This is a genomic window from Paraburkholderia sp. MM6662-R1, from assembly GCF_050436245.1.
Lineage (GTDB): Bacteria > Pseudomonadota > Gammaproteobacteria > Burkholderiales > Burkholderiaceae > Paraburkholderia > Paraburkholderia tuberum.
Window position 1 is genome coordinate 38,521 of sequence record NZ_JBNDLV010000001.1, and the last position, 24,954, is coordinate 63,474.

18 protein-coding genes and 3 pseudogenes are annotated in these 24,954 nt (G+C 60.5%); 5 read left to right on the forward strand and 16 right to left on the reverse strand.

Going from position 1 to position 24,954, the window contains the following annotated elements:
- Nucleotides 1-45 precede the first annotated feature (45 nt).
- From OKW39_RS00160 to OKW39_RS00170, 3 genes are all read right to left on the reverse strand, one after another.
- The gene (locus OKW39_RS00160; protein WP_429563431.1) at nt 46-1,752 is read right to left on the reverse strand and encodes a ShlB/FhaC/HecB family hemolysin secretion/activation protein; all 1,707 of its coding nucleotides are present in this window, start codon (nt 1,750-1,752) and stop codon (nt 46-48) included.
- A 169-nt stretch (nt 1,753-1,921) separates the two neighbouring features.
- Nucleotides 1,922-2,329 carry a GLUG motif-containing protein gene (locus OKW39_RS00165; RefSeq protein ID WP_429561765.1) on the reverse strand — a complete coding sequence of 136 codons (408 nt, stop codon included), beginning with the start codon at nt 2,327-2,329 and terminating at the stop codon, nt 1,922-1,924.
- Between the two features lie 8 nt (nt 2,330-2,337).
- Nucleotides 2,338-2,583 carry a hypothetical protein gene (locus OKW39_RS00170; RefSeq protein ID WP_429561766.1) on the reverse strand — a complete coding sequence of 82 codons (246 nt, stop codon included), beginning with the start codon at nt 2,581-2,583 and terminating at the stop codon, nt 2,338-2,340.
- Between OKW39_RS00170 and OKW39_RS00175 the strand changes: the two genes are divergently transcribed.
- Nucleotides 2,557-3,060, forward strand: coding sequence for a hypothetical protein (locus OKW39_RS00175; protein ID WP_429561767.1), 504 nt, complete (start codon nt 2,557-2,559; stop codon nt 3,058-3,060). The two genes, OKW39_RS00170 and OKW39_RS00175, sit on opposite strands and share 27 nt — an antisense overlap.
- 192 nt (nt 3,061-3,252) lie before the next feature.
- Here OKW39_RS00175 and OKW39_RS00180 read toward each other — a convergent pair whose 3' ends face one another.
- A complete protein-coding gene (locus OKW39_RS00180; RefSeq protein ID WP_429561768.1) occupies nt 3,253-4,935 on the reverse strand; it encodes a hypothetical protein in 1,683 nt (560 codons plus the stop codon).
- Nucleotides 4,936-5,268: 333 nt separating this feature from the next.
- Here OKW39_RS00180 and OKW39_RS00185 point away from each other — a divergent pair.
- Nucleotides 5,269-5,778: pseudogene (locus tag OKW39_RS00185) on the forward strand (IS630 family transposase); the annotation flags it as partial.
- Nucleotides 5,779-6,017: 239 nt separating this feature from the next.
- Here the strand turns inward: OKW39_RS00185 and OKW39_RS00190 are convergent.
- Nucleotides 6,018-8,459: a glycoside hydrolase family 15 protein gene (locus OKW39_RS00190; protein WP_429561769.1), complete on the reverse strand. Its 2,442-nt coding sequence runs from the start codon at nt 8,457-8,459 to the stop codon at nt 6,018-6,020.
- A 600-nt stretch (nt 8,460-9,059) separates the two neighbouring features.
- Here OKW39_RS00190 and OKW39_RS00195 point away from each other — a divergent pair.
- Both OKW39_RS00195 and OKW39_RS00200 read left to right on the forward strand, forming a co-directional pair.
- Nucleotides 9,060-10,496, forward strand: a pseudogene (locus OKW39_RS00195) (IS1182 family transposase).
- Between the two features lie 127 nt (nt 10,497-10,623).
- On the forward strand, nt 10,624-10,770 hold the full coding sequence (locus tag OKW39_RS00200) for a hypothetical protein (protein WP_429561770.1): 147 nt from the start codon (nt 10,624-10,626) through the stop codon (nt 10,768-10,770).
- Between the two features lie 267 nt (nt 10,771-11,037).
- Here OKW39_RS00200 and OKW39_RS00205 read toward each other — a convergent pair whose 3' ends face one another.
- From OKW39_RS00205 to OKW39_RS00255, 11 genes are all read right to left on the reverse strand, one after another.
- Nucleotides 11,038-11,430 carry a hypothetical protein gene (locus OKW39_RS00205; protein ID WP_429561771.1) on the reverse strand — a complete coding sequence of 131 codons (393 nt, stop codon included), beginning with the start codon at nt 11,428-11,430 and terminating at the stop codon, nt 11,038-11,040.
- A gap of 113 nt (nt 11,431-11,543) precedes the next feature.
- Nucleotides 11,544-12,572: a Type 1 glutamine amidotransferase-like domain-containing protein gene (locus tag OKW39_RS00210; RefSeq protein ID WP_429561772.1), complete on the reverse strand. Its 1,029-nt coding sequence runs from the start codon at nt 12,570-12,572 to the stop codon at nt 11,544-11,546.
- A 644-nt stretch (nt 12,573-13,216) separates the two neighbouring features.
- Complete coding sequence (locus OKW39_RS00215) at nt 13,217-14,011, reverse strand: hypothetical protein (protein WP_429561773.1); 795 nt, start codon at nt 14,009-14,011, stop codon at nt 13,217-13,219.
- A gap of 33 nt (nt 14,012-14,044) precedes the next feature.
- Complete coding sequence (locus OKW39_RS00220) at nt 14,045-14,863, reverse strand: hypothetical protein (protein ID WP_429561774.1); 819 nt, start codon at nt 14,861-14,863, stop codon at nt 14,045-14,047.
- Nucleotides 14,864-15,529: 666 nt separating this feature from the next.
- Nucleotides 15,530-16,930: a serine hydrolase domain-containing protein gene (locus tag OKW39_RS00225; RefSeq protein WP_429561775.1), complete on the reverse strand. Its 1,401-nt coding sequence runs from the start codon at nt 16,928-16,930 to the stop codon at nt 15,530-15,532.
- Nucleotides 16,893-17,258, reverse strand: a complete 366-nt coding sequence (locus tag OKW39_RS00230; protein WP_429561776.1) for a BON domain-containing protein — start codon at nt 17,256-17,258, stop codon at nt 16,893-16,895. Before OKW39_RS00230 ends, OKW39_RS00225 begins: the two co-directional genes overlap by 38 nt.
- 59 nt (nt 17,259-17,317) lie before the next feature.
- Nucleotides 17,318-18,376 carry a porin gene (locus OKW39_RS00235; protein ID WP_429561777.1) on the reverse strand — a complete coding sequence of 353 codons (1,059 nt, stop codon included), beginning with the start codon at nt 18,374-18,376 and terminating at the stop codon, nt 17,318-17,320.
- Between the two features lie 102 nt (nt 18,377-18,478).
- The gene (locus OKW39_RS00240) at nt 18,479-19,783 is read right to left on the reverse strand and encodes an MFS transporter (RefSeq protein ID WP_429561778.1); all 1,305 of its coding nucleotides are present in this window, start codon (nt 19,781-19,783) and stop codon (nt 18,479-18,481) included.
- Nucleotides 19,784-19,850: 67 nt separating this feature from the next.
- Nucleotides 19,851-20,990, reverse strand: coding sequence for a CaiB/BaiF CoA transferase family protein (locus OKW39_RS00245; RefSeq protein ID WP_429561779.1), 1,140 nt, complete (start codon nt 20,988-20,990; stop codon nt 19,851-19,853).
- Nucleotides 20,991-21,004: 14 nt separating this feature from the next.
- On the reverse strand, nt 21,005-22,186 hold the full coding sequence (locus tag OKW39_RS00250; protein WP_429561780.1) for an acyl-CoA dehydrogenase family protein: 1,182 nt from the start codon (nt 22,184-22,186) through the stop codon (nt 21,005-21,007).
- 11 nt (nt 22,187-22,197) lie between these two features.
- A complete protein-coding gene (locus OKW39_RS00255; RefSeq protein WP_429561781.1) occupies nt 22,198-23,751 on the reverse strand; it encodes an AMP-binding protein in 1,554 nt (517 codons plus the stop codon).
- A 99-nt stretch (nt 23,752-23,850) separates the two neighbouring features.
- Between OKW39_RS00255 and OKW39_RS00260 the strand changes: the two are divergent.
- A pseudogene (locus OKW39_RS00260) lies at nt 23,851-24,742 on the forward strand (LysR family transcriptional regulator).
- The last annotated feature ends 212 nt before the right edge of the window (nt 24,743-24,954 follow it).

Sequence of the window (24,954 nt, forward strand, 5' to 3'; positions counted from 1 at the left end):
CGGCTAACGGGAGTGCATACATCTTTCGTCGGCGTTGCGGGTCCGTCACCTACGCATGTGCGTTGCGACGGCGTTGCGCCTGACCAAGAATAATAGGACAGCAACGCTGACCCCGTAGGTGCCACGGAAGTTGACGTAGCGCGCCAGCTGGAAGCGCACGCCCGCACCCACGCCCACCCGCGATCCGTTCGACGCCTCCGTCGGCTGGTCGATGCGATTCCACACGTGGCCCGCGTCGAGGAACAGGTAGGGCTGCAATGCCGCACCGGTCGCGCCGAGCGAAATGGCCGGCGTTCGCAGTTCGGCCTGCACGTTCCACCCGCGATCGCCCAGCACGGCGTAGGGCTCGTAGCCGCGCACGGAGGTGTCGCCGCCAAGCCCCAATTCCTCGCTCGGCAGCAGCGTGTTGGGGGTCAACTGCACCGTGGCTCGCGCGCTCAGCGAAAAGCCGGCGACCACTCGCACATCCCGCTGCGCCGACAACTGGACATATGCGTAGCGCGGCGTTGCGCCGAACCGCGCGGCGTTGAAATTGGCCTCGTTGTTGTCGGCGTCGAGATGCCCGCGGCTCAGCACGAGAGTCACGTTCGCATGCGCATCGCCAAGCGTGTCGAGCCGGGTTGCGTCGTAGACGAGCACGAATTGATGGATATGCGTCTTGCCGTTGAACACGTGGAAACCGCCGAATTCGAGGTCGTTGTTCGAACGCTTGAAGTCGTAGCCGAACTGGATCTGCTGCTGCCAGTCCTTGAACGAACCGATGAGCCAGTCGTAGCGCGCGCTCAACTGCGCGGAGACGCCGGATTGCGCGTAACTCTCGGGTAGACGCGGCGTGCTTTGCGCGTAGACCCCGAAAATTTCGACGCGATCATGCCATGGCAGCGGCGCGCTGTAACTGAGCGAATGCGCGACGAAGCGCGGCTTGTCCGGGCGGCCTTCCAGTTGCGGATTGCCGCCGAACAGGTCGTTGCTCGCCGTCGCCTGGTAGCCGATCTGCTGGTCGAGGCCGAAGAGATTGCCGTAGTTGATACCGGCGAAAAAGCGGTCGCGGCCGAGCGAGGGGACGCCCGCGTTATCGTAGCCGGCGCTCACGCGCAGCGGCAGGCGATCGACCGTCTGTAGGACGACATCGGTCGTGTTCTCCTCCGTGCCCGGCGCATAGACCGCATCCACCGTCCGATACGGATTGGCATTGAGCTGGGAGAGGCCGCTTAGCACGTCTGCTTCGCGGATCGGCTGGCCCGTGGCAAGCGGCATCTCGCCGACGAGCAGGCGCTCCGAGAAGTACCGGTTGTCCTTCGCCACAACCTTGCCGAGCCGGTATGTAGCCACCACGATCCGCACGACGCCGTCCGAGACGTCCTGCTCGGGCACGTAGACGTCGACGAGCGGCAGGCCAGCGTCGCGATAGCGCTGCACGACTGCGCGGCGAATCTGCGTGAGCCAGCCGAAAGTCAGCCGCCGCCCGATATCGGCTTCGAAACTGGCGAGAAAGGCGTCGTCGAGCACGGGCAGGCCGGTGCCTGACACCGGGTGCGACGGAAGGGGATTGGTGCCCGGGGCGGCGAAGACGACGCCGCGCAGCGTCGCGACGGCGATCTCCCGGCAGTCGCTGCCGGCCGGGGCTGCCAGTTGCGGAGCGGCGGGCCGCGCGGCTGCGGGCGGCGGCGTGGGCGACACGTTGCGATAGGCTTGCGCCATCCCGCGCGACGCCGTCGCGGCGAGCGCCATAGCGAGCAGTCCGGCCCGCATTAGCCCGAACCCCGCCCTGCGCTCGCCCGTCCCCGCGGGCGGGCGACTCAATGCTCAAGCTCCCATCGAAGGACAGGATGCGTCGCGCCCGCTGGCATTGCCCAGAAGCCGGTCGGGCTGAAGTCCCAGGTCGGGCCGAAGCTTGCCGGCGTGCTCAACTGTGCGGCGGTCAGGCCGTTCGCGCTGATACGCCCGGGCCGCCGTCGAGCGTGCCGCTCGTCCCGGTGTCCCAGAACACGTTGCTGGCCACCGTGCCCGTGTTGCTGCCGACAACGCCGCCGTGGGAGCTGAACGGAGGAAAGGCCGCGATCTCGGTGGTCGAGAACGATTCCTGGATGGTTCCCGAATTGGAGTCGGCCAGGCCGCCACGGGTTTCTCCGAGGGCGCTGCCGGTTGCATACGACTGTGTGATGGTACCGCTGTTGTAGCCGACCAGGCCGCCCACATGCGAGTGCGAGCCACCGCCCGCGGTGCCTCTCGCGAACGACTGCACGATGCTGCCGTTATTGATGCCGACTAGGCCGCCGCCCTCGCCCTGCACAGGGACACGCGCGCTGCTCGAAGAGCGTTCGATCACTCCGTCGTTTATTCCGACGAGCCCGCCTGCCCCCGGCGACGGAACGCCAGTGTAGCGACCTCCCCACTCGAGTAGGTATTGGTGATCAACCCCGCATTGATAACCGCGACGAGGCCGGCCCGCCCAAAGAGCGTCATCGCGCTCTCATTGACAACCCCGAGATTACGCACCACGCCCGTCGTCCCGATGGCGGCGAAGAGGCCCGCGTCGCACGGGGGATACACGAATTGGATGCCGTCGACCACGTGGCCCATGCCGTCGAACTCGCCGTGAAAGGCGTGGCCGGTGTACCGCCGATCGGCCCGAAGGTCGCGCCCTGCGACGCGGCGATGTCCTTGCCGAGCGCATGGCTCCCTGCGAGATTGTCCGAGACGCGCGCCAGATCCGCCAGGCTGTTGACGAGGTCATACGCGGTCACCTGCGTCTTCAGCCCGCTGAAGGACGCGGCGCTCCAGCCGGCGTTGCTCCGGATCGTCCCCGGGCTGAAGCTGCCGTTCATGTCGTGGAGTGCCGCGACCGTTCCCGTGCTCCCCGACCAGTCGATGGTGCCTTTGTTCAACACGCTGCCGCCGTTGTCCGCGCCCGCCGAATCGGCGCGCAGGGTTAACTTGCCCGCCCCGGCATTCGCGATTGTCGCGCGTGAACCGATCAATACCGAATGCGCGGCGTCCAGTGCTAGCGCAGCGTCGCTTGGCCGAAAAACTTGGCAGCACCGGACACAGCTCGCTTGACATGGGAGAAAACCATGACGGTGCTTCGATGCCTCTGGCAAGGCGTAATTGTCGTCACGCAGTGTCCCCGACGGTTGCGGCCGTATTCGATCGGTCCGGGCTGATGTCAAGTGCCTGGGCGGCACAGCCCGTCCCAATTTTGAACATGGCTAACCGCCCCGTCGGTCTATCCCATAGCCGGCAGTTGGAACTTCACCTTAAAAGTTGCCAGCCCACGAAGCTGCCGCCAGGCTCAGCCTGATTGAAAACGATCCGCCCGTCCGATTCAGTCAGAAAAACGAACAGATTGTCGTTCACCATGCCCGCGCCGACCGCAACCGAAGTCTGACGAGAACCCGGCATTATCTGCCACCCAACAAATGGTCCGCCCGGTGCGGCCTGATTGAAGTGCACCTGGCCATCTGTCCCAACAAGGAAAACGAAAAGATTTCCCTTTCTTCCGACCGCGCATAGCGGAATTTCGGTTGCAGGCGCGCCGGGCAGCGTTTGCCATCCAACGAAGGCGCCGCCCGCGGCAGCTTGATTGAACTGAACGCTTCCATCCGATGCGACGGCGAATACGAACAGCGTCGTATCTTGCATGCCCGTCGCGAGCGCGGTCTTCACGCGTAAGCCGCCTGGCACTTCCTGCCAGCCGACGAATTTCCCGCCAGGGAAGAACTGGTTGAATAAAACGGCCCCCTCGGCGGACTGCGCAAACAAAAACAGCTCACTCGGCCGTCCCGATGCGGACAAGGCTGATCCAGGGATCAGCGACACCTGACCGGGCACGGGTGCCCAGGGCCCGAATGAAGTTCCACCGTTGGTCGCCGCAAACCGTATGTCGCCGGTTTCGCCTCTTGAGAAAACATAGATGTTCTCTCCGAGTGTTGCACTGGCGAGGCTCAATTGGGTAGGCAACGATCCGGGAATGCCCTGCCATCCCTGAAAAGCTTTTCCTTGAGTGGCGTAGTCATACGCTATGCGGCCGTCCGGCATCGCAACGAACACGAACAGCCCGGTGCTATTTCCCGTTGCGCATGGCGCTAACGAGGTCACGGCAAGCGGAAATGGATTGTTTGTTTTTAGCTGTGCGGAGCCGACTGGATAGTGCACGTCGATGAGTTGTCGAAACTGCCCGTACGCATCGAGGTCTGCGTGCGTGAGCGCTTTGCTCATGGACGCTAATGTCGAGTCACCGGCCTGATAGTTCAACGGCATCGCGGAGATGATGTTTTGAAGCGGGAAATCGAGTTGACTTTGAAGATAGTTGATGAAAAGAATCGCGCATCCCACGCTATACGAATCTTGATCTCCCGCGACGGTTCCGCCGGCTTTCAGCGGACCGCCCTTGAAGGAGCTGGTGACCCAATCCTTTCGGAACGCATCGTCGGCAACTGCTGCCGTGGTGTCTTGTGTGGGGTCGAAAAGAAGCCATGCGTTGACGTTCACCGGAGCGGATGCCGGATGAAGCAGCGCGCCACAGACGCGTGAGAGTCCCTCGCCGGAACTATCGCCGGCATCCCAGGAGCCGACGGTCTTGCCTATCACGCCCATGAGTATTTCACTCATCTCATCGACAAATAGCAGCATAACAAAGTCGTTCGACGCCCCAATTTCTGGATTTACTGTTATGTGGGAGGCGTTAGGAGAAACATAGCCGTTGTTGTTTGCACCTCGGATATTTTTATCGAATGTAATTAGTATTCTGTTACTCGGGCCAAACGTTTTGGCTCCATCGACAGCAAATAGGGAACAAAGCTTGGAAAAATCTCCCTCGCAGGCAGTTGCCACGTAGTCGGCGCGCGCTTCTACACTTGGAACTTCAACGTGCGTAAAATTCGCATCGTCGTAACTGATATTGAAGTTCTCTGTAGTGATTGAGTGCATAACCATAGTTACCCTCCATGCCTTAATGTTAAGTTTGCGTTATCGCAAGCCGCTTGAACCCGCGTTTCAGGCTCGTATGACTGCATCGCAGGATTGGCCGTAGTGAAGTTGATTTTCGATGTACCGGAAATCATCACAAACGCTAACGCGGCCGCCTGTTCGGCAATTGGGTGCCCGAAAATAGGATCAGAAACGTGTTCGCTGTTCACTCGTGGCCAATTCAAAAGAGTCCTTGGCTGTCCTTTATTCTTGTGTGTATGGAAAAAGATTGCAAGCTACAGATGTAGCTAGTGATGTGCGTCGTAAATGATGCAACTTAATAGCGATTCGCGAGCCTCGTTGACGCGAGGCCGTGCTCAAACGATGACGCATGATTACAAGCGCAATGGTGTGACCACGCTGTTTGCCGCGATGAACACGCTCGATGGAAGTGTCATTGGCCAGTGCCAGACGAAACATCGCCACCAGGAGTGGCTGAGCTTCTTGCGCAAGATCGATCGCAACACGCCCAGGGGCAAGGAACTGCATTTGATCGCTGACAACTATGCAACTCATAAGCACCCCGAGGTAAAAGCCTAGCTGGCCAAGCACCCGCGCTTCCACATGCATTTCACCCCCACCAGTGCGTCCTGGCTCAACATGGTCGAACGCTTCTTCCGTGACTTGTCAGAGAACCAGTTGCGACGTGCGGCCTTCCGCTCGGTACCTGAATTGGTCGGCGCGATCGAACAGTACGTGGAGAAGCACAACCGCGATCCGAAACCGTTCATCTGGACGGCAAAGGCCTCCGACATCCTGGCGAAAGTCACGCGTGCCAGATCCAAGCTGAATAAGATGCAACCCGTTTGACGCACACCTAGTATCTCTAGCCGAAACGCAGCGCCAGTTGCTATTGCGAAACCAAATGCTTTGGCTGTCAGCGGGTCAGCGACTCGCGTGGTACATCTACATTTCGACGGTGCCGCTGGTTTTGGGCCCGCGTCGACGCATTTCACCTATCCGTTTTGACGCGTACTGCCGGGACAAAGGTGGGGGAACGCGGCTCACGACCGACGCAAAGGCGCGTCGACAGCCGACTTACAGGCACATCAGGGATGCAGCGTGACGGCATAGTTGACGCCCTTCCACGTCTGAGTCGAGGTCCAGAAAAACGTGAATACGCGCGATGACCCGGCTTGGGCTGCTTCTGTGACCAGATCGACATAGTAGATGCCGACCGCCGTCGCGGTGGCTTCGATATCCTGCCACGTGGCCCAGTTGTCGCTCGAGCAGCGCAGACGGAAAGGCGAAGGCCAGGTGATGCGAAGTGTTGCGCCAGCCTGAATCGAGGGCACTGGACGGGCAGAGTTCCAGATTTCTATGACGCTGGGAGCGCGCGGCGCCTGACCCGGCTGAGGCTGATAGCGGTTGGCGACGACGGCGAGGCGGTCGAAGACGACACCGTCAGAAATGGACCGAACCAGTTTGATGTATTCGGCGTGGGCCCATGCGAGCGGCATGGCGGAGCCGGTCGGGCCGCCGGTCGTCAAGGGCGGGAGGTCTGGCATATCCCATACCTGTTCGGGAAGCAGACGTCGCTCGCCCGCGAACTTCTCAAGCGCGCGAAGATAGGTCGTCGGATCTCCGCCGGCGGCCAGTTCATAGTGGCCGCGTTCACCGCTGAGCAGCGGCCACGGGCGCCCGATGCCGGTGCCGGTCCAGGCTTGACCCTGAGGGCCTTGGCCGTAACCGTCGTGGTTGTACCGATAAAAGACCGGGCCCTGCTGTAGATCTTTTCTGATGACCGCGTCGACCACTTTTACTGAGTCGACGATGACGGGGTCGTTTGCGGCGCGGATACCGTAGCGCACCAGTTCGAGAAAGCCCGCGTCCACGATTTCGTTTGCGTTGTACTCGCTACCCCAGACCCCTCTTTGGGTGGTGTTTGGATCTTCTGGAAAATTGAAAACGCCATTGACGTACGCCGGCAAGATTCGAATGTAGTGCCGGGGCACGCCCGGAACCAACGATCCTTGCGTGGTGACGCACCATGGTTCGAGGTGCGATTCGAGGAAGTCCGCGTATTCGAGAAGAAACTGGGCGGTCTGGGCGTCCGCCCATTTTGTGGCACAGACCAACGCAGCGATATTTGCCGCCAGTGTGGAAGGGGAATAGCCCTCCTGTTCTTCCCATCGCTCCTCGGCAGTCATGGGACCGTTCGCTATCAGAGCGCCTGCCGCAGCCAGCACCATGCCGGTGGGATCGAACTGTTGCAGCAGCCCGTTCTCGCTCAAGTGGTAGGCCAGGATGACGGGGAAGGAGAATTCGTCGAGCTGCGCGGCACCGCCGGGCCAGGGCTCGCCGTTGATGAAAAACTTCTGCGGGAAAGTGCCATCCTGCGACTGCGACGTAGCGAGAAACATCAGTGCGCGCAGCGGCGCATCCGTTGCCTTAGCGGCGAGCAGAGCGAGTGCGCTTTGGCACATGTCGCGCGGCCAGATCATGTGGTATCCCGCCGCCAGGTCCCAAACCGTCTGTCCCCATGGGATGCTCAACGAAGCCACCAAGGCGCCTTCGGCTGCCTTATCCTCGTGCGCCAGCAAAACGTTGCGGCTGAGGTTGAAAAGCGCATCACCATCGCCCGTCACGTTAGCTTTGGGTTCAAACGGCGGAGGTACAACCGCGTCCGTCCAGCCTTTGAGGAATGCCTGACGGTGGCTGTACGAGTCCGAGTCCCCGGGTCCGTCGAATGGATAGGCCAACGCTTCCGATACCGCGGTCAGCGCCTTGTTGGGCGTGCTGGGTACCGTATCCCTTGGTTCGTCGACGCAGAACGCCAGAGCCAGAACGAATTGATTTCGCCCTGCGCGGTTGATCTCGGCGGTCATGGCGACATACCCGCCCGTCGCTGCGTCGTAATTCCAAACCGGTAAGCGCTTGTTGGCGATGATGTCGGTCCAACCGTCGTTCACTCCCACGAAGCCGCAGCTGGTCATCCCAAAGCCGCAGTCGGCGCCCAACGCCAACCAGTAGTTACCCCGGGTTGCGACGAGGCGATCGCCATTCGCGGTGCTTACTCGCTGAGCGGTGTTGCCCGCACCGTAGCCGCCCATGTGCGGCGCTAATAGGGCGTAGACATGCAGCTTGTTGAGGAAATCCTGATCTCCCTGCAACGTCGTGCTGACCAGCACGCAGGGCGAACCCTTCTCTGCGATGACGTCCTGCACGACGGTGTACGGCTGATCCTTTGCCGTAGCGGTTAGCCGGAAGGAAAGGGCGGGCGCATCTGGCCACTCATATTGGCAATCGAAGTCCTTCTGCGCGTCGTGAAAGAATGTCGAACCGTCGGTAATAATCAGTTGGAAGTCGCGCACTTGAGGGGTATCTACATCCGGGAAGTAGATCTCCGTGAGTATGCCCCCTGCTGCTGTGTACCAGACCTGGCTCGACAGCGAGTAGGCCGAGCCGACGGCGTCCTTGTCCGCCCGGCTCCAGCTTAGCGGGATCCCCGGTGCGCCTGGAGCCGGAGCCGAGTCAAGCAGCTCTGCCATGGTCTACTCCCTGATGGTTGGGGCTGCGGACGAGGTCGTGCGTGGGAGACCGGCCGACTGGGCCGGACAGCGCGCTCAATCAGCATAGACGAAAACAAGCACAACCTTCTGAAATCCCAGCGTTCGCTTTTTGCGGCGCGAGTGACCGCTGGGGTCGTCTGAAAGGCTTGCGCGGGGCATAGCTCGTGCCGCGCATGCCGGTCTCGGCACCATCGTGCGCCGGTTCACAACGGAGGTCGCAAAGGCGCAGCGACGCCGCGCTTCAGTGCGACGCTGTTCGTTGAGCCGTGTACACGTGCGTGCTCACCATGGCGATCTGAATTGCCTTCACGGGTCGTTCGTTCATCGGAGGGTGCTTCGCCGCCCGCCTCAGCAGGTTCCGCTCCGGCAAAATGCCCATGAGTCCGTCGCCGTCGCACGCGGGGCTAAACAGGACCTATGCCGCGCTCGAGCATACGTTTGCCATTCCCTCGCGACCGCTTCACACCGATAGAAGCCATGCACGCTGGTCTGGCTTTAGCGGCAGAAATGGGTCCAGCTTGTGTGAAAACGCACGCTGATCGCCTAAACTGAAGTAACGCATTCAGGTCGGACGGGCATATGAAGCGATTCGTTGAAGGCAAAGACCGCAAGCAAGCTGTCTTGCTGCCCGAGTATCTTGAGGACTATGTGTCCGAGGACAATCCAGTGCGCGTAGTCGACGTCTTTGTCGATGAGCTTGATCTTCATGAGCTCGGCTTTGAGGGAACCTCTCCCGCAACGACGGGGCGCCCCTCATATCACCATCCGTACTGCTCAAGATCTATATCTACGGCTACCTGAACCGCATTCAGTCGAGTCGGCGCTTGGAGCGTGAGACTCAGCGCAACATTGAACTCATGTGGCTAACAGGCCGCCTTTCACCGGATTTCAAGACCATTGCCGACTTTCGCCGTGACAACGGCAAAGCGATCCGCAATGTATGCCGGCAATTCATCGTGTTGTGCCGTAACCTGGACCTGTTCACAAAGTCGATTGTGGCCATTGACGGCAGCAAGTTCAAAGCCGTCAACAATCGTGATCGCAACTTCACGAGCGGTAAGGTCCGAGCACGCATGCAGCAGATTGATGAGAGCATCGCGCGTTACCTTGCGGCGATGGAAACAGCGGACCGGACGCAATCCGATGTCGCCGAGGCGAAGACGAGCCGCATCAGCGACAAGATCAGGAAGCTCAGGCAGCAGATGCAAGACCTCAAGGCAATGGAGCAGCGACTGCGCGACTCACCGATGGACAGGTCTCGTTGACTGATCCGGACGCGCGCTCCATGGCCACCAGCGGTCGAGGAACAGGGATGGTTGGCTACAACATTCAGACTGCTGTTGATGCCACGTCACATCTGATCGTGGCACACGAGGTCACCAATCTTGGCAATGATTGTAACCAGCTGATCAACATGGCCACGCAGGCGCGAGCCGCTACCGGCATCGAAAATCTGACCGTTGTTGCTGACCGAGGTTACTTCAAGGGCGAGGAAATTCTGCAATGCGATAAGGCGGGTTTTACGGCCTTCGTTCCCAAACCACTAACGTGGGCAGTAAAGCAGATGGGTACTTCGGCAAGCAGGACTTTGTCTACGTTGCCGAAGATGATGAGTACCGTTGCCCAGCGCAACAGCGGCTCACCTGGCGTTTCACAAACATCTAGCACGGCATGACGCTGCATTGCTACTCAAGTTCGGCTTGTGCTACCTGCGCAATCAGAAAGCAATGCACATCCGGAAAGCAGGCCCGCCGGATAAAGCGCTGGGAGCATGAGGGCGTAGTCGAGGCGATGCAGCAGCGACTCCACCAGAGGCCGGAAACGATGCGCATACGCCGTCAGACCGTGGAGCATCCGTTTGGCACGCTCAAGTTCTGGATGGGCGCGGCGCACTCCCTGATGAAGACCCGCGAGCATGTCAGCACGGAGATGAGTCTGCATGTGCTCGCATACAATCTCAAGCGCGTCATGGCGATCTTGGGTACTGCGGCGTTAATGCAAAAGATGAGGGCCTGAGGAGAGGCCTTACATCAAACAGGCTGCACCGTGGCGAACCGGAGAGCTTCTGGGCTCGTCGGCGAATCTTCGCATTCTGACCGGCCTGAACGTCCTCCAGCCATGCAGCGGGTTAAAACAGCCGCCAATGGCCGTGATCGACGCCGCGAAGTCGTCGAGCCACATCGGTTCGCGTTTTTACACAGCCTGGGTCGTGAGTGTGAGTTCGCCGATGCAGGAAGCTGCCGCCGGGTTGCTCGATGCCGCCACCGTCAGCAATCCGGCACATTGCTGACGCACAACCCAGCACGACCTAATGACCGCAATGGCCGACGAGGAGGCAGCGGAGTTTCTTGCTCTGCTGCCGGCAGTTCGGCCATTGCGGACGGTGGCCGCCGAAGAACGTGCGGCAGGTCGAGATCGCTTAGCCGACATTCGCGACCCGGTACCGGCGAATGTCAGCATTCGTTATTGGCGAATGAGTCTTGTCGACCCACTTCGGACTTTCGACGTTCCACAAAACGGACGTTCGACCTCCTGATCCTTGTGACCATCCACGCGGCTAGGGGGCCGCCGAAATTGCGCGTTGCACGTTGGGATCGAAGTGGTTCCGATACCAATCAATCATTCCCCGCATACACGGTTCGGCCGGTGGCAGATCCCCCGCGCCTATAAGTTCTGCACATGCGGCGGCTACCGCAGTAAGAATCCGTGCCGCTTCCGGAACATAAGGTAGGTCGCGATCCTTATCATGACGCGCCCGGATTACTTCGTAGCGGGCACTCTCGGGTAACGTCCACGCGCTAATCAGGAACTCCTGCACGCTCACTTGCTGCCCGTTTACTTGGACAGAACGACTGCGGTGCTCTTCGGCATAGCCTGCCTGTTCCAAACGCTCGCAGCTATCGATAGCCGCATTTAAAACGTCACGAATCAATCGCCAATCAGTTTTCATTTCGCTACTCCACGGTGGCTTCGATAAAGCGTTCAAGACGTCGGATCGTTAGAATCGACGCTAAATAATTGTCGCCGGTTCAAGGCACCGCGTCGAATGCCGTTGTTGGCCGATCACAGCCCATTGCTATCTTTATCTTGAAGTCTCACGCCACGCGTATCACGACCGTTCTGATGATGGACAAGCGAAGCGACTCTCCCACTTCGGTCTTTTTCAAAGGTCACTTGAGCATCGATGATTTTCAGGAAGAACCGATCTACGCTTTCCGGGAAAATCTCGTGTTTTGGTTGACTGCCATATTGGGCAAAGAGTTGCTCACCCTCAATGGTTATCATTACCTCCATCGGGCTCATAAGTTGATACCGTCCAACGCACGCTTCCTTCGCCGCAAGTGATAGGGAAATCGGTCGACGCTCGGGTTCGGAGCGAAGCGAGCCGATCGCCTTTGCGTGCAACGGGCGTTCGGTTACCCCGTCAGGATGGCCTTGCAGTTGATATGCAGTAGCACCCTCGCGCCAGGATAGCACCGCTGCGATAGCGTCGCCCTCATACAATACCGCCGCATCGTCGTCGATTGCGATAGCCGAAGGCATCGCGAGTATCTGCATCGTTTGCAGTATTTCTTTTCGGCGAGTTCCGTCACCCGCATGAAAATGGACGTCGCAGTTGCCCGGTAGAATTCCGAGGCCGGGGGGAAGCGGAAGATTGCAATTGGCTGGCGACGGTACGTGATGGTCAAACCAGCAAATCGCCCCAGCGCTCATCCCGGACAACAGGACGCCACTTTCCCACGCTTGTCTGAGCACCTTATCCAGACCCCACTCTTTCCACAGCGCCAATGCGCATCGCGGATTGCCGCCGCTGACGAAGATCGCGTCCTGCTGAAGCAGATGCGCCGCGGCGTTATCCGCCCGAACGCAGTGGGTGCCTGCCACGCCGTAGAAGGTAACGTTGGAGGTTTGGCAACCGAGCTTCCCGTAAATGGCATCAAAATCATTGATTAACATTGGCGGGTCAGCGGCCGGGGTAGAGAGAAGACAAATTCTGGGATTTGGTTTCCCGATCAGTTCGCGAATATATGTAGCGGCGAGGAACTCCGACTCGCCGTTGGAAAATCCCCCAATCGCAAGAATCCGTCGCATATAAACTCTCTCCCGAATAACGTCATCGCATGCAAGACATAACAGTTTGACATGGTCAGCGATCTGTCCGCTGAGGTCGATCGTCCCCTGTTGGCCGAACTGAGGCGAACGGTGACCGGCTCAGGTCGACCCGTTGCAGCCGCTCGATTCCGTACAGATTGAATGACTGCTTTCAAGGCCGTCAGCTGCCGCTCGCTGAACCGATCTGGAAGCACTGTCCCTCGCCTAATTGAGCCGATGACCAACGACAGCATCAGTTCCAGATGGTCGCCAAGTCGGTCGACGTCCTCACCTCAGAAAACCGACCGTACCTTTATCATGTCCGGAACGAACCGAAGCCCCTTTGTCCGCAACCCTTTTCAGCTTTCACCGACATCGACTGCATGTTGTGGCGTACGGCCATGCTCGATAAGAAGCGTTTGTCTTGACCACCGTGCGCTGCTCGTTGCCGCGTGAATCGTCCGGCACAGTTCCGCGGATGATTACCAAGGGCTTTTGCGGCGCTGTGACATGCGAAATTTTTCTGGCCGGCGGACGCCCTTTGATCCCGCGATTAGGCAAGGGAATTGTCCGCCAGACCGCGCCTCATCGATTTGCCATGAAGTCAGTTCGACCATGCCACACGTCAAACGGGCGCCAGCACACTATCCGTTGGGATACTGCTGGGCAATCAGATTCGCACGCAATGTAGCAAACTGGTTCGCCATGTCGCTCAATAGATAAAGATCGCGACGGCGATTCGCGGGCTGTGACGCCTGCGAATCGTAGTTGACGGGCAGTGTCAGTCCCAGAGCGGCATAGGCATTCATGCTGCGTGCCCGCGAGGTTTGAATCGCGCGCTTCGCCTGGTCACGATGTGTGACGACAGCCACCGTCCCGAGTGCGGAAGCCGTCCCGCTGAGCGCGATGACCGCGGCCGCCACATCGTCGAGTGCGGGGTAGCTGATCGTGCCGTTACTTGCCACGGTAGGCGGCTTGACCGACTGAAGGTTCGTGCTGTTCATCTGATACTTCGAGGTCAGCACACTGGCCACTTCCCACTGTGCGTACACCATGACAGGCTTCGACTGATACAACTGATACACGGCATCTGCGATCGCTTCATTGATCGGCCCGGGCTGAGGCAGTTGCGATTGACTGCTGCCTGCGGCGGCCGGTCGGTCGCCAAAGCTGTACGCAATAATCGTGTTGATCTGGGTCGCGGCAACAGTGGGAAGATCCCAGCTAAAAAAGATGTCTGTGAGATAGGGTGTTTCGGTCGCGGCAACGGTGGAATCATTCAACTCCACATCGAGCTTGCCGAGCATTTGACGTTTGAGTTCAGTATCGGATACGAGCACGTCGGCCGCTCTTGCAGTGGTGCTGACGGCAAACGTAGCGGCGACAGCGGGCAAAGCCGCGGCCGTCGTCGCAAACAGGAATTTACGGCGTGATGACATAGGTAACCTCGATGTTTTTTTGACGCGTTGAAATCAGCCTTGCGGATAGGCTTGGGTAATAAGCGTCTGGGCTTTGACGCCCAACTGCACATACATGTCATGTACGAGGTAGAGGGAGCGATTGCGCGTCCACGGCTGTCCTGACAACAGATCGTAGTTGACCGGTAACGTGACTTCTTTCACCGCATACGCGTTCATCCCACGGCCTATGGATCTCTGGATGCAGCGTTTCGCGTGATCGCGATGCCCGACTACCGCCACCGTTCCCATCGCCGCGCCCCCTCCTTCGCGCGCGACGATGTCTGCGGCGGCGCCGTCCGTACTGAGATAGACAATGGAACCGTCGCTGGCAACAACTGGTTCGACGGAATACAGGTTCGTACTATTCATCTGGTACTTGGACACCAGAAAGCGTGCGATTTCCCACTGCGCGAATACCTTGACCGGATTCAGTTGATAGATCTGATGCACTGCGTCCGCCAGTTCTTCATTGATCGGTCCCGGATCTGGAAGTGCAACCTGATTGGCGCCGGTGCTCGACGTGTTGCCGCTTGCGGCGTTCGGACGATTACCGAAACTGTATGCAACGATGGCGTTGACCTTTGCTGCGGGAATCAGCGGCAGATCCCACGTAAAGCCCACGTCCATCATATAAGGTTCGATCGTGCTCCCGGTTGTGGTGTCGTTGAGTTCGGCATTCAGCTTGCCGATCACTTGTGCTTGCAGTTCGGCATCGGAGATCGGCGTGTCGTTGGAAAGGCTGTTGCCGCCACATGCGCTGAGCGCAGATGCCAGGATCGGCAATGTCGCAGCTTTGGATGCGGAAGCAAGGAAGGTTCGTCTATTGTGCATGACTTGTTGATGCCTTGATTTTGATCGGATTGAGTATGTATCCCGCAGGCAGATTTATCTGACCGGTTATTTGCGTGAACGGCAAAGCGGACAGTTTTTTGCGGACCAGAACCGTAGCAACCGGCTATTACAGCAACATTAATATTTTCCGACACGCGGATCTGTTGCAGCGCGTCCGTCCCGGATCGCGGTACAAGATGTCGATGGCACAGAAAAGCTGACGCCCGCTGCAAAACGTTTGCTCAGTGTCGGTTAGCTGACCGACACACGCCAACCGGCAAATGACAGCGTTGGTCAATAGAACAAGGTTAAAAAATCTTGAGCTGGACGGCCGTTCTCAAAGGTCTAACCGACATTGCTGTGTCTGAACGATGATGCGGGCGACTGGCCGCCTTTGGCCGCGTGCTGACCGATATGCGGTCGGCAGAAGTCGACCCGGAGCCGCCCGTCACACACTGACGGCGAATGTCCGCTGAGCACCCACAAATCGGACGGTCGCCGACGGAGGCTAGTTATCCGCTCAGCGATTAGCACTTAAACAACGCGTACGGCCGCACCTAACTTTTACGTCGCCCGGCACATTGTGTCTCGGCGCGGCCGCGACGTCGCTCGACCGATAACCGGGCTGCGCGTCGCGTTACCGCTCCCTGCTCGCACTGCGATGCGTTATCTGATCGCGGCACTGATCGCATGTGCGGCCTGGTTAAGCGCAGCGGCCGTATCGAGCGGCGCTCGCGGGATCGAGCGCCCCGCTGTCGCACTGGTCGGGCGCGCGGCCTGATCAGGCGAGGACGAGAACTTGACGATGGTGAGCTTCGTCTTCGGATCGACCAGGATCGATTGCCCAAAACGGCCGCCGGCCGCGAACGAGCCGTCTCCATCGTTCACCTGATACCAGTAGTCGCGATATGAGTAACCGGCGCGACCCGACGCGAGATTGCCCTTCGCGAAGGCGCCGGCATTATCCGCAGGCTTCAATGTGATGTGGGCAGTAGAAGCCGGGAGCAAAGTCGTCCGTCCCGCTTCGCCCAACCGCATTAACTCACCGAAACGTGCCGCGTCGCGAAGCGTCGTGTTGAAACCACCACTTGCCATTTCGGTGCCTTCACGATCGACCACGACATCGCCATCGTCTTCGGCGATTTTTTGCCAGATCGTGCGGGAGACGAGTTCGCTCCACGACTGCCCCGCCACGCGCCGTATCGCCCATGCGACGGCTTCGGGCGAGCCATTCTGGTAGAACCACACGTTTTCCGCCGTGGCTCCGGGCGTGGGGCGTGCCACCTTCAGGAAGTCGTAGATGCTGTCTGGGGCGCCGCTGCGGCGCGGAATAATGCCCACTGCGCCGAACAGCCCCAGATCGGGTGGAAGATCGGCCGGGTAGCTGACCGGCACCTCCATATCCAGATTTTGCTGGACCGTCGCGTCGCCGAACGGCGTGCCCGCGAGTTCGGGAACGTATGTCGAGAGTGTCGCCTGGGGGTCCAGTCGGCCTCCGTCAATCAGTTGCGCCGCAACGAGTCCCGTCACGGATTTGGTCATCGACGCCCACGCGTGCGTCTGCCGGGGCGTAAAGGAATTGAAGTAGCGTTCAAGCACCACCTTGCCGTCGTGAACGACGATGAAGCCGTCGGTATAGGTGCGTCGCAGATAATCGCTCAGGGTTAGCGTCGTTCCGCCGATAGTGAACTGCACCTTGTCGGGATCGAGCGCGGCACCAGCAGGTAGTGGCAACGGCGTGTGCGCGTGCTCGACATTAGCAGTAGGGGTCATCAGACGGGTATTGCGGAGCGCCCAGGCAAGATTCGGGTCGCGTAGCGAGTTGGCCTTGGTCACGAGCTTGTCCGCAGGCGGAGGGAAGCCCTGCATGATGCCGAGTTCGACGGGGTCGCGAGGCATCCCGACCTCCTGAGCATGCGTGGCCAGCGGCAACAGCGCGCCAATGACAAGCGCCACGGCGGTCGCGACGGGGCGAGTGGCGAGGTTACGATTTCGAGTATTTTTCATGGTTTTTCCCGGAAAGCAGGCATTACAGCGATGGCCCAAACAGGTGGATGAAGTTCTCAACGCTTGAGACGCCGACGACCTGCTTTGCCGCTTCGACGGCCAGTGGAATCTGCCCGTTATCCGACACCGAGCCGGAAAGCGTGACGTGGCCGCTTTGAGCCTTCACGAAGATGCGTGCGGCGTTGAGCCCTCGGGTGCGAGCCAGTGCCGTCGATACCCGGCGAGCGAGCTTCCTGTCCGCGGCCTTCCGTGCCTTGACGGACGTCGCGTCAGAGGCGGGGTTGGCGCCGCCCGCGGATGCGGCGCCCGACTGGGAAAATGCGCCGGCGGACGCCCCGATAAGCGCAGCCATGAGCAGAGCGCGGGAAATTCGAATAAGGATCGTCATGCGATTTCTTCAATAAAGTGAATGGGTGGGAACGGCCACGCGTAGGTGACGCCTCCCTTCTAGAAGCGCGTCATTAGACCGAGTGACACGCCGGTCATCGTATGGCCACCGGGATTCAGGCCGAGTGCGGTGATGTTGGCGGGATCGTAACGATAGGCGCCTGAAAATCCGTTCCGATCGAATTCCGCGTAGAGTTCGGTCTGCTTCGACAGAAAATACTCGGCAATTGCAAACGTTGTGACTTTATGGCCGTTGGCCGACGCGACATTGCCAAGATTACTGGCAATATCATCAATGAGAGCCGCCGTGAACTGCCAAGCTGGCGTGACCAACCAGACGACTCCACCGCCCGGAATCTTGTCGCGACGCTGGGCAGCAAGCGGTGTGGCGCCGGTGACGGTGAGGTCGGCATAATTCAGGTAAAGGCGCGCCGGTCCGAGCTGGAGCGTGCCGCCGGTCTGGAACGTTTGCGCCCACTGTGTCGCGGTCGCGTTCCAGGTTTTCTGATAGGACACGCCGCCGAGCGCCGGTCCCCACTGGTACAAGGCTGCGCCCGAGAAGTTCGTCGCCGCACGGGAATTGCCCGCGACGCCGCCTGGAGAATAGCTCGCCGCCAGGCGAAAGCCGCCCGCCTGTCCGATGTACTTAACGGTGTTATTGAAGCGCGAGTCCAGTGTGAAATAGTTAGCGCTATATACCACGCCTGGTTCGATCGCAATGGACTGTCCGCGCCCACCCGCCGGATCGATGAGAATGCCGAGGTCTTCGTTTGCGTTCAGTTGCCGGCCAAAGGTCAGGCGACCAAAGTTGCCAGTCAAACCGACGAACGCAGCCTGCGAAAACAAGGTGCCCGAGGTCTTCACCGCGCCGGTGCCGCTGTTGAACGCTCCCTCCAGTTTGAAGATGGCCTTCAGGCCGCCACCCAGGTCTTCTTTGCCAGTGAATCCGAACTGGTTGCCGGCAATGATATTGTTGTTGTAACCGACCACGCTGCCGCCCTTGGAGCCGTTCGTCCAGCGAAGACCGCCGCCGACATCGCCATACAACGTCACGCTCGACTGCGCACAGGCCACTCCCGAGAGCAGGCTTATCAGCGTCGCACCAAGAACCCTCTTCATACGTTTCCTTTGTTTTCTATTGGTATTATTACGGATAACTAATGGATGGCGTCCGTCCAGATATGTCGGGGGCCGCCCCCAAAGACGGTGATGCACGGCGTTTCAGCCAGGATCAGCGACGCTACACGGCGCTGGAGCGCCGGACACGCCAGCGGTGAGGCGCCGTTGCGAGCGCTGCGGGTCGAGGCAGAATGCGCAAAGCAGGCCGCATCCCAGCAGCACCACGCCGCAGGCGACGCACGCCTGCTCGAAGCCGCGCGCAGTGGACCGGCCGGCGCCGTCAATCAGCAGCCCGGTGACGATTGGCGCGGCGAGTCCGGCGAGCGATGAAAATCCGTTGCTCAATGCGAGGACGCCGCCCCGTTGCGAATCGGGTGTGACTTCGCCCAACATGGCTGGCCCGATCGAATACATGGTGAGCGTCATGCCACTGCCGAGCGTCAGCAGGATGAACTTCACCATGGGCGAGACGCCCGGCCACGCAAGCGAGGCAATCAGTGCGCCCGCCACAATCAGCGTCACGGCGAGAAAGCCGCCGCGCCCGACTCTCGACGGCACCCCGTTTGCCAGCAGGCGCTGCGACAGCCAGGCAAGCCCGAGGCTAAGGGGCGCGGTGATGGCAACGAACAACGCAAACATTCTGCCTGCGACATGCGGTTCATAGCCCATTCCCAGTTGCAGCCAGGTCGGTGTCCAGGTCAGTGTCATGGCAAGAATCCAGTTGGCGGCGAAGTGCCCGGCAAAGACGCCCAGTACGGTTCGATCGGTCAGCAGCAGAGCGTACGGGACGCGCGCCGTGCGACCGGGACGCACGGGACTCGACAAACGACCTTCCGCGCCGAACACGAGCCACGCGATGCACCAGAGGCAGCCTAGCGCGGACAGCACGAGAAAGTTTGCCCGCCAGCCCCAGTGTGCGGTGATGGCCGGAATGCTCAGTCCGGCGACCAGCAGACCGAGCGCGCTCCCCTGATGCAGCACGGCGACAGGCAGGTTGCGCCTGGCGTCCGGAAACCACTTGTAGAGCGCATGCACGGCGACCGGCGAGGTCGGTCCTTCGCCGGCGCCGAGCAGCACACGGCACGCGATGATGCTCCAGATCGAACTGGCGACCAGCATCGGCAATTGCAGCATGGCCCATGAGCCAGCCATCAGCAGCAGCAGCCATTTTGTCGAAGCGCGATTCGCCGCGAGGCCGCCCAGCACAGCGGAAATCGAAAACAACCAGTTGAGGCTGCCGCCAATCAGCCCGAACTGCGTGGGGGACAGGTGAAGCTCACGCATCATCGGGATGGATACGAGGCCGAGCACGACCTTGTCCAGAAAGTTTACGAGCATCATCAGCGCAAGCATGATCGCGATAAACCACGCCCGTGCCGGCCGGTACCGGTTATGTTGAATGGTCATTCGGGTTGTCTCCGTTATGGTGGGGACGTCTTTCGCGTCCCTGCGGTTGGTGTTGCTGAGGGCGGATCTAGCAGTCGTGCTGACCAAGCAGCGGGACGGTGTCGCTGGCGTCGGGCAGACCCGCTGAAAACTTCACGGGAAAGCGCACCGCCATGGTTGCGCCGTTAGCGAGTTCACGGACCATGCCGCGTTCGCGCACATGCGGATCGTGAAACAGCTCATGCGCATCGAGCAGCGGCGACACCGGCAGATCGAAAGACGCGAGCGAGTCGAGCCATTCGGCAAGCGTGCGCTGCAAGAACATCTGCGTGAGCAGCGAGTTGACCTCGCGCTTGAACTGCTGCCTGCCGAGGCGCGACGCGAAGCGATAGTCAGTCAACGCGGGATAGTCGGCTCCGAGCGCTTCGCACAGGTTCAGCCAGAACTTGTTTTCCAGGATTCCCAGCGCGAGATGCCGCCCGTCCCGCGTCTCGAAGATATCGTTCTCGGGCAGCACATTCGGCGATGCCAGCGGACGGTCCGCATATTCGCGTGACGTCCATGCGGCGGATGCGGTCCACGCCATCACACAGTCGTGTATCGACACGTCGAGATGCTGGCCGCGACCGCTCTGGCGCGCGCTCATGACCGCCACGGCCAGCGCGAGCGCGGCGTGACTCGATGCGGCATAGTCCGCAAGCCGCACCCGCGGGCGCGTAACCTGGTCGTCGACCTGAACCGGGATCGACCAGAAACCGCCGAGCGCCAGGTAATTGAGATCATGGCCAGGTCGAGCTGCGTACGGGCCGGTCTGCCCGAATCCGGAAATCGAGCACATGACGATGCGCGGATTCACTTCGGCGAGGGTCGCATAGTCGAGTCCAAGCCGTTTCATGACGCCTGGCCGGAAACCTTCGACCACCGCATCCGCATCGCGCACGAGCTCGAGCATGCTCGCCGTGCCGGCGGGACTCTTCAGGTCGAGGGCGACAGACCGTTTGCCCCGGTTGAGCTGGGCGAATATCTCGCGTCCGAGTTGACGTGCCGGATCGCCAGTGCCCGGCGGCTCGACCTTGACCACGTCCGCCCCCAGATGCATCAGCATCGACGTGGCGTGCGGTCCGGGTAGCAGTCGGCTTAAATCGACAATCCTGACGCCGTTCAGACAGGACCATTCTGGTTTGATCGGGGTCGTTTCCTCTTCCAGGCCGCCAGCATTCGTGCGCATGTTGCCTCCCTCTTTCAGGCCGGCGAGCCGGCCGGGTCGAGAATGACGCGGGCGATCGTATTGCGCTGGATCTCGCTCGTGCCCGTGAAAACGCGGAACATGCGCAGTTTCCGGAACGTCTGCTCGATCGGATGATGGCGCGTCACACCGACGTTGCCGTGGATCTGCACGGCCTTGTCCGCGATCTCGAAGCAGCGTTCCGACACGAACAGCTTGCAGGCCGCGGCCTTCATCCGCAGATCGGCGCCGGCCTCGGCGAGCGCCGCTGTATGCGTGATCATGCTTTCGCAGGCCCACAGCGCGGCGGCCATGTCGGCGAGCATGTGCTGGATCGCCTGAAAGCGCGCGATCGGACCGCCGAACTGCCGGCGCGTACGCGCATAGTCTAGCGACGCCTCGTAGGCCGCCGTGGCGAGGCCGAGCATCGTCGGGCAATGCAGCAGGCGGTTCACGTTGATACGCGACATGCCCAGCTTGAAACCATTGCCCTCGCCGCCGAACACGTTTGCGCGAGGCACGCGCACGTCGACGAAGCGGATGTCCGCGTCGATGTGCTGTCCCGACATCGGCACGTACTGCTGTTCGACCGTCACGCCAGGCAGGGCGAGATCGACGAGTACTGCGGTAATAGCGGGTGGCGTAGTGCTGGTATCCGTCACGCACATGACGATCGCGAAATCGGCAAACGGCGCGCCGCTGATGTAGTGCTTGATGCCATTGATCACGAGGTCGTCGCCGTCCACCACGGCCGAGGTGGTGATGCTTTGCGCATCCGAGCCCGAATGGGGTTCGGTCAGTGCGAAGCAGGTCGATTTCTCCCCGCGGATCACCGGCTCGAAATAGCGCACGAGCTGATCCGGCGTCGCGTACTTGAGCATGTTGCCGACGCGCGGTGGGCCACCCAGGTCACCGAGGACATGAGGCGCGAGCGCAGAACCGGATGCGGCCAGATCCGCCTTGAGTGCGCATTGTTCGGTGATCGACAACCCGCGGCCACCGAGCTTGACGGGCAGACAAGACGCGTAGAAGCCGAGTTGAGCGGAGCGGCGCCAGACACGGCGCAGCGTGTCGCGCGGCCAGACGTCTTCGCTGCCGAGGCCGAGTTCCTGCTCCAGCGGCAGCAATTCTTCCGCGATGAAACGGCGAATGCCCTCACGCGTTTCAATAAATGCCGGATTGTTCAGGTGATCGAACATGGTTGTCCCCTTCAGTTGACACGACGCGAGATGCCTTGCCAGTACTGCTCGCGAACCAGCTTGCGGGCGACCTTGCCGCTCGCATTCTTGGGCAGATCGGCGACGAAGCTCACGCTTCGCGGTAGTTTGTAGTCGGCCAGCCGGGCGCGGCAATGCGCGATGATTTCTTCGGCAGACGTATTGCGTCCGGACTTCAGCACGACGACCGCCTTGACGCTTTCGCCCCACTTCTCGTCGGGCACGCCGACCACGCATACTTCCATCACATCGGAATGCTGATACAGCGAGGCTTCGATTTCGGTGGGATACACGTTGAAGCCGCCGGAAATGATCATGTCTTTCTGGCGATCGACGAGGTAGATAAAGCCCTCTTCGTCGACGCGCGCGAGATCGCCGGTGCGCAGCCAGCCGTCGACGAGCACTTCACGCGTGAGTTCCTGCTCGCCCCAGTAGCCTTGGAACACGTCGGCGCCGCGAATGACGATCTCACCGATCGCATCGCCCATGACCTCGCGGCCGTGTTCGTCAACCACCAGGACTTCAGTCTCGCCGGTCGGCCGGCCGCACGATGCCAGCCTTTCGGGACGGTGCGCGATTGCGTCGGCATGATCGGCGATGCTCAGGCGCGTGACGCCCGAGGTCGACTCGCTCGCGCCGTAGCCTTGCGACAGCACCGGCCCGATCCGCGTCCATGCTTCCTCGATGCGCGCTGGCGCCATTGGCGCGGCGCCGTAGCCGAGCATCTTCAGGCTCTTGAGATTGGCGGTGTCCAGCGCAGCATCGTTGAGCAGCATGTTGATCATCGTGGGCACCATGAACACGTGCGTAATGCGGAGTCGTTCGATTTCCGCAAGAAAGTGCGCTGGCTCGAATGTGTCGAACAGCACGAGTGTGGCGCCCGAACAGAGGTACGGCTGCATCAACATGCCCGACGCGTGCGTGACCGGTCCGATGAGCGCCAGGCGGTCGCCGGGTTTCGCGGGACGGTCCATGCCCAACAGGATTTTGCGCAGCGACGCGAGGCGATTGCCGTAGGTCTGCATGGCCGCCTTGATCTTGCCGGTCGAACCGGACGAGAAGTGCAGCACGGCGAGGTCGTCGGACGACAGGGTGACATCGAGCAGGTTCGCGCTGGCCCGCGAAATCAGTGTTTCGTAGTCGGCATAGCCGTTCGCCGCTTCGCCAACAGAAATGAATGTTTCGACTGAACGGAAACCTGGCGAGCTGCGATCGTAAGTCGTGTATCCCGCTCCCGCGATCATCACGCGCGGTGCGCAATTCTCGACCACGTCGGCGGCTTCGTGCACCGTGAAGCGAGGATTCAACGCGGCCTTGACGAGCCCCGCCTTATAAAGCGCGCATTCGATCTCCACCAATTCCGTGCAGTTGCGGGCCTGAACCGCGACCCGGTCGCCTTTCGTCAGTCCAAGACCGAGTAATGCATTCGCGAGCCGGCTTGAGCGTTCGTCGAGTTGGCGGTACGTCAGCTCGCGCTCGCGATGCATGACCGCTACGGTGTCGCCCCAATAACGCGCGGCGCGGCGCAGAAAATAAGCAAAGGCCAATCGGTGTCTCCCGTTATCGATCTGGCTCTTAGTCTGTAAGATGCAGGGGATCACCACAATGAGGCGTTGGCTATAAAGTCATAGCCATCAGGAATGACGATGGAGACACGGGACCTGGAATATCTGCTTGCCGTCGAGAAGCACGGCGGCATTGGCCGTGCCGCCGAGGCACTAGGCATGAGCCAGCCGGCTTTGACCAAGGCGATTCAACGCGTGGAGGCGCAGGTTGGGCTGGGACTGTTCGAGCGCACGGCCAGCGGTATCGTGCCGACCCAGGCAGGGGCGCTGTTCATCGTACGTGCCCAGCGCATTGCGCTCGAATACGAAGACGCGCTGAAGGAAATGCATGCGATCCGGAGCGGCGAACAGGGCGTGCTTCGCATCGGTTATTCGCCAACGGTGCCAAACGCGCTGGTACTGGGCGCGTGCCGACAGTTGTTGAACGAACGCCCGGCCGCGCGTCTGCGACTGCGGCGCCGGCTCGCACGCGATCTGGTCGACCTCCTCATGGCGGGCGAACTCGATCTGGTCGTGGCGCCCGAGCCGACTCGCAGCGTAGGCGACGTTACCTTCGTCGAGCTCTTTCGCGACTCGCTCTCCGTGTTAGCCGATGAGGCGCATGCACTACATCGCAAGCGCAATCTACGGCTTGCGGATCTGGCAGGTCAGGAATGGTTGCTGCCTGGACCGAACATTCTGCTGCGGCAGCAAGTCGACGCGGCCTTCGAGGCGGCAGGGGCTCGGGCCGCCGAAGCTTCGCGTGGAAACCGATTTCGGTAGCACCTCGCTACTACATCTGCTGCGCGGCACGACGATGCTCTGCATAGCAGGCACCGAATCGTTCGAGAGTCTCGAGGGGCTGCGCGCGCTCAATCTCGACATGAACGAACTCGACTTGCGTCGACGTATTGGCGTGGTGTTCCGGACCGGGGCTTACCTCTCTCCGCTTGCCCAACGCATGGTGGCACTGCTACAGGAGCGGAGCAGCTGAACCGGCTAGAGGCGCATGTCATATTAAAATGGGCGAAGTTGCAGTGTTTTTGTGCCATCGTCCGCTCCCTGGACAAGAACGGACCGCCAAACGCGCTTTCCGAACGGCAGAAATTGGCCGACAGTACTCATCCACAGAAGCCGCCCGAAAGCGGCCGTCGATGATTTTCAACGGTCGCTCTACAGGACTTTCATTGAACTGGTGCTCTCGGC

What these genes read in the sequence shown, in the direction of transcription:
- OKW39_RS00235 (WP_429561777.1), bottom strand. Translation starts at nt 18,376, where the DNA reads ATGAAGAGGGTTCTTGGTGCGACGCTGATAAGCCTGCTCTCGGGAGTG.
- OKW39_RS00205 (WP_429561771.1), bottom strand. Translation starts at nt 11,430, where the DNA reads ATGAAAACTGATTGGCGATTGATTCGTGACGTTTTAAATGCGGCTATC.
- OKW39_RS00215 (WP_429561773.1), bottom strand. Translation starts at nt 14,011, where the DNA reads ATGTCATCACGCCGTAAATTCCTGTTTGCGACGACGGCCGCGGCTTTG.
- OKW39_RS00210 (WP_429561772.1), bottom strand. Translation starts at nt 12,572, where the DNA reads ATGCGACGGATTCTTGCGATTGGGGGATTTTCCAACGGCGAGTCGGAG.
- OKW39_RS00190 (WP_429561769.1), bottom strand. Translation starts at nt 8,459, where the DNA reads ATGGCAGAGCTGCTTGACTCGGCTCCGGCTCCAGGCGCACCGGGGATC.
- OKW39_RS00245 (WP_429561779.1), bottom strand. Translation starts at nt 20,990, where the DNA reads ATGCGCACGAATGCTGGCGGCCTGGAAGAGGAAACGACCCCGATCAAA.
- OKW39_RS00220 (WP_429561774.1), bottom strand. Translation starts at nt 14,863, where the DNA reads ATGCACAATAGACGAACCTTCCTTGCTTCCGCATCCAAAGCTGCGACA.
- OKW39_RS00230 (WP_429561776.1), bottom strand. Translation starts at nt 17,258, where the DNA reads ATGACGATCCTTATTCGAATTTCCCGCGCTCTGCTCATGGCTGCGCTT.
- OKW39_RS00250 (WP_429561780.1), bottom strand. Translation starts at nt 22,186, where the DNA reads ATGTTCGATCACCTGAACAATCCGGCATTTATTGAAACGCGTGAGGGC.
- OKW39_RS00170 (WP_429561766.1), bottom strand. Translation starts at nt 2,583, where the DNA reads ATGGGCCACGTGGTCGACGGCATCCAATTCGTGTATCCCCCGTGCGAC.
- OKW39_RS00160 (WP_429563431.1), bottom strand. Translation starts at nt 1,752, where the DNA reads ATGCGGGCCGGACTGCTCGCTATGGCGCTCGCCGCGACGGCGTCGCGC.
- OKW39_RS00180 (WP_429561768.1), bottom strand. Translation starts at nt 4,935, where the DNA reads ATGGTTATGCACTCAATCACTACAGAGAACTTCAATATCAGTTACGAC.
- OKW39_RS00200 (WP_429561770.1), top strand. Translation starts at nt 10,624, where the DNA reads ATGGCCGTGATCGACGCCGCGAAGTCGTCGAGCCACATCGGTTCGCGT.
- OKW39_RS00240 (WP_429561778.1), bottom strand. Translation starts at nt 19,783, where the DNA reads ATGACCATTCAACATAACCGGTACCGGCCGGCACGGGCGTGGTTTATC.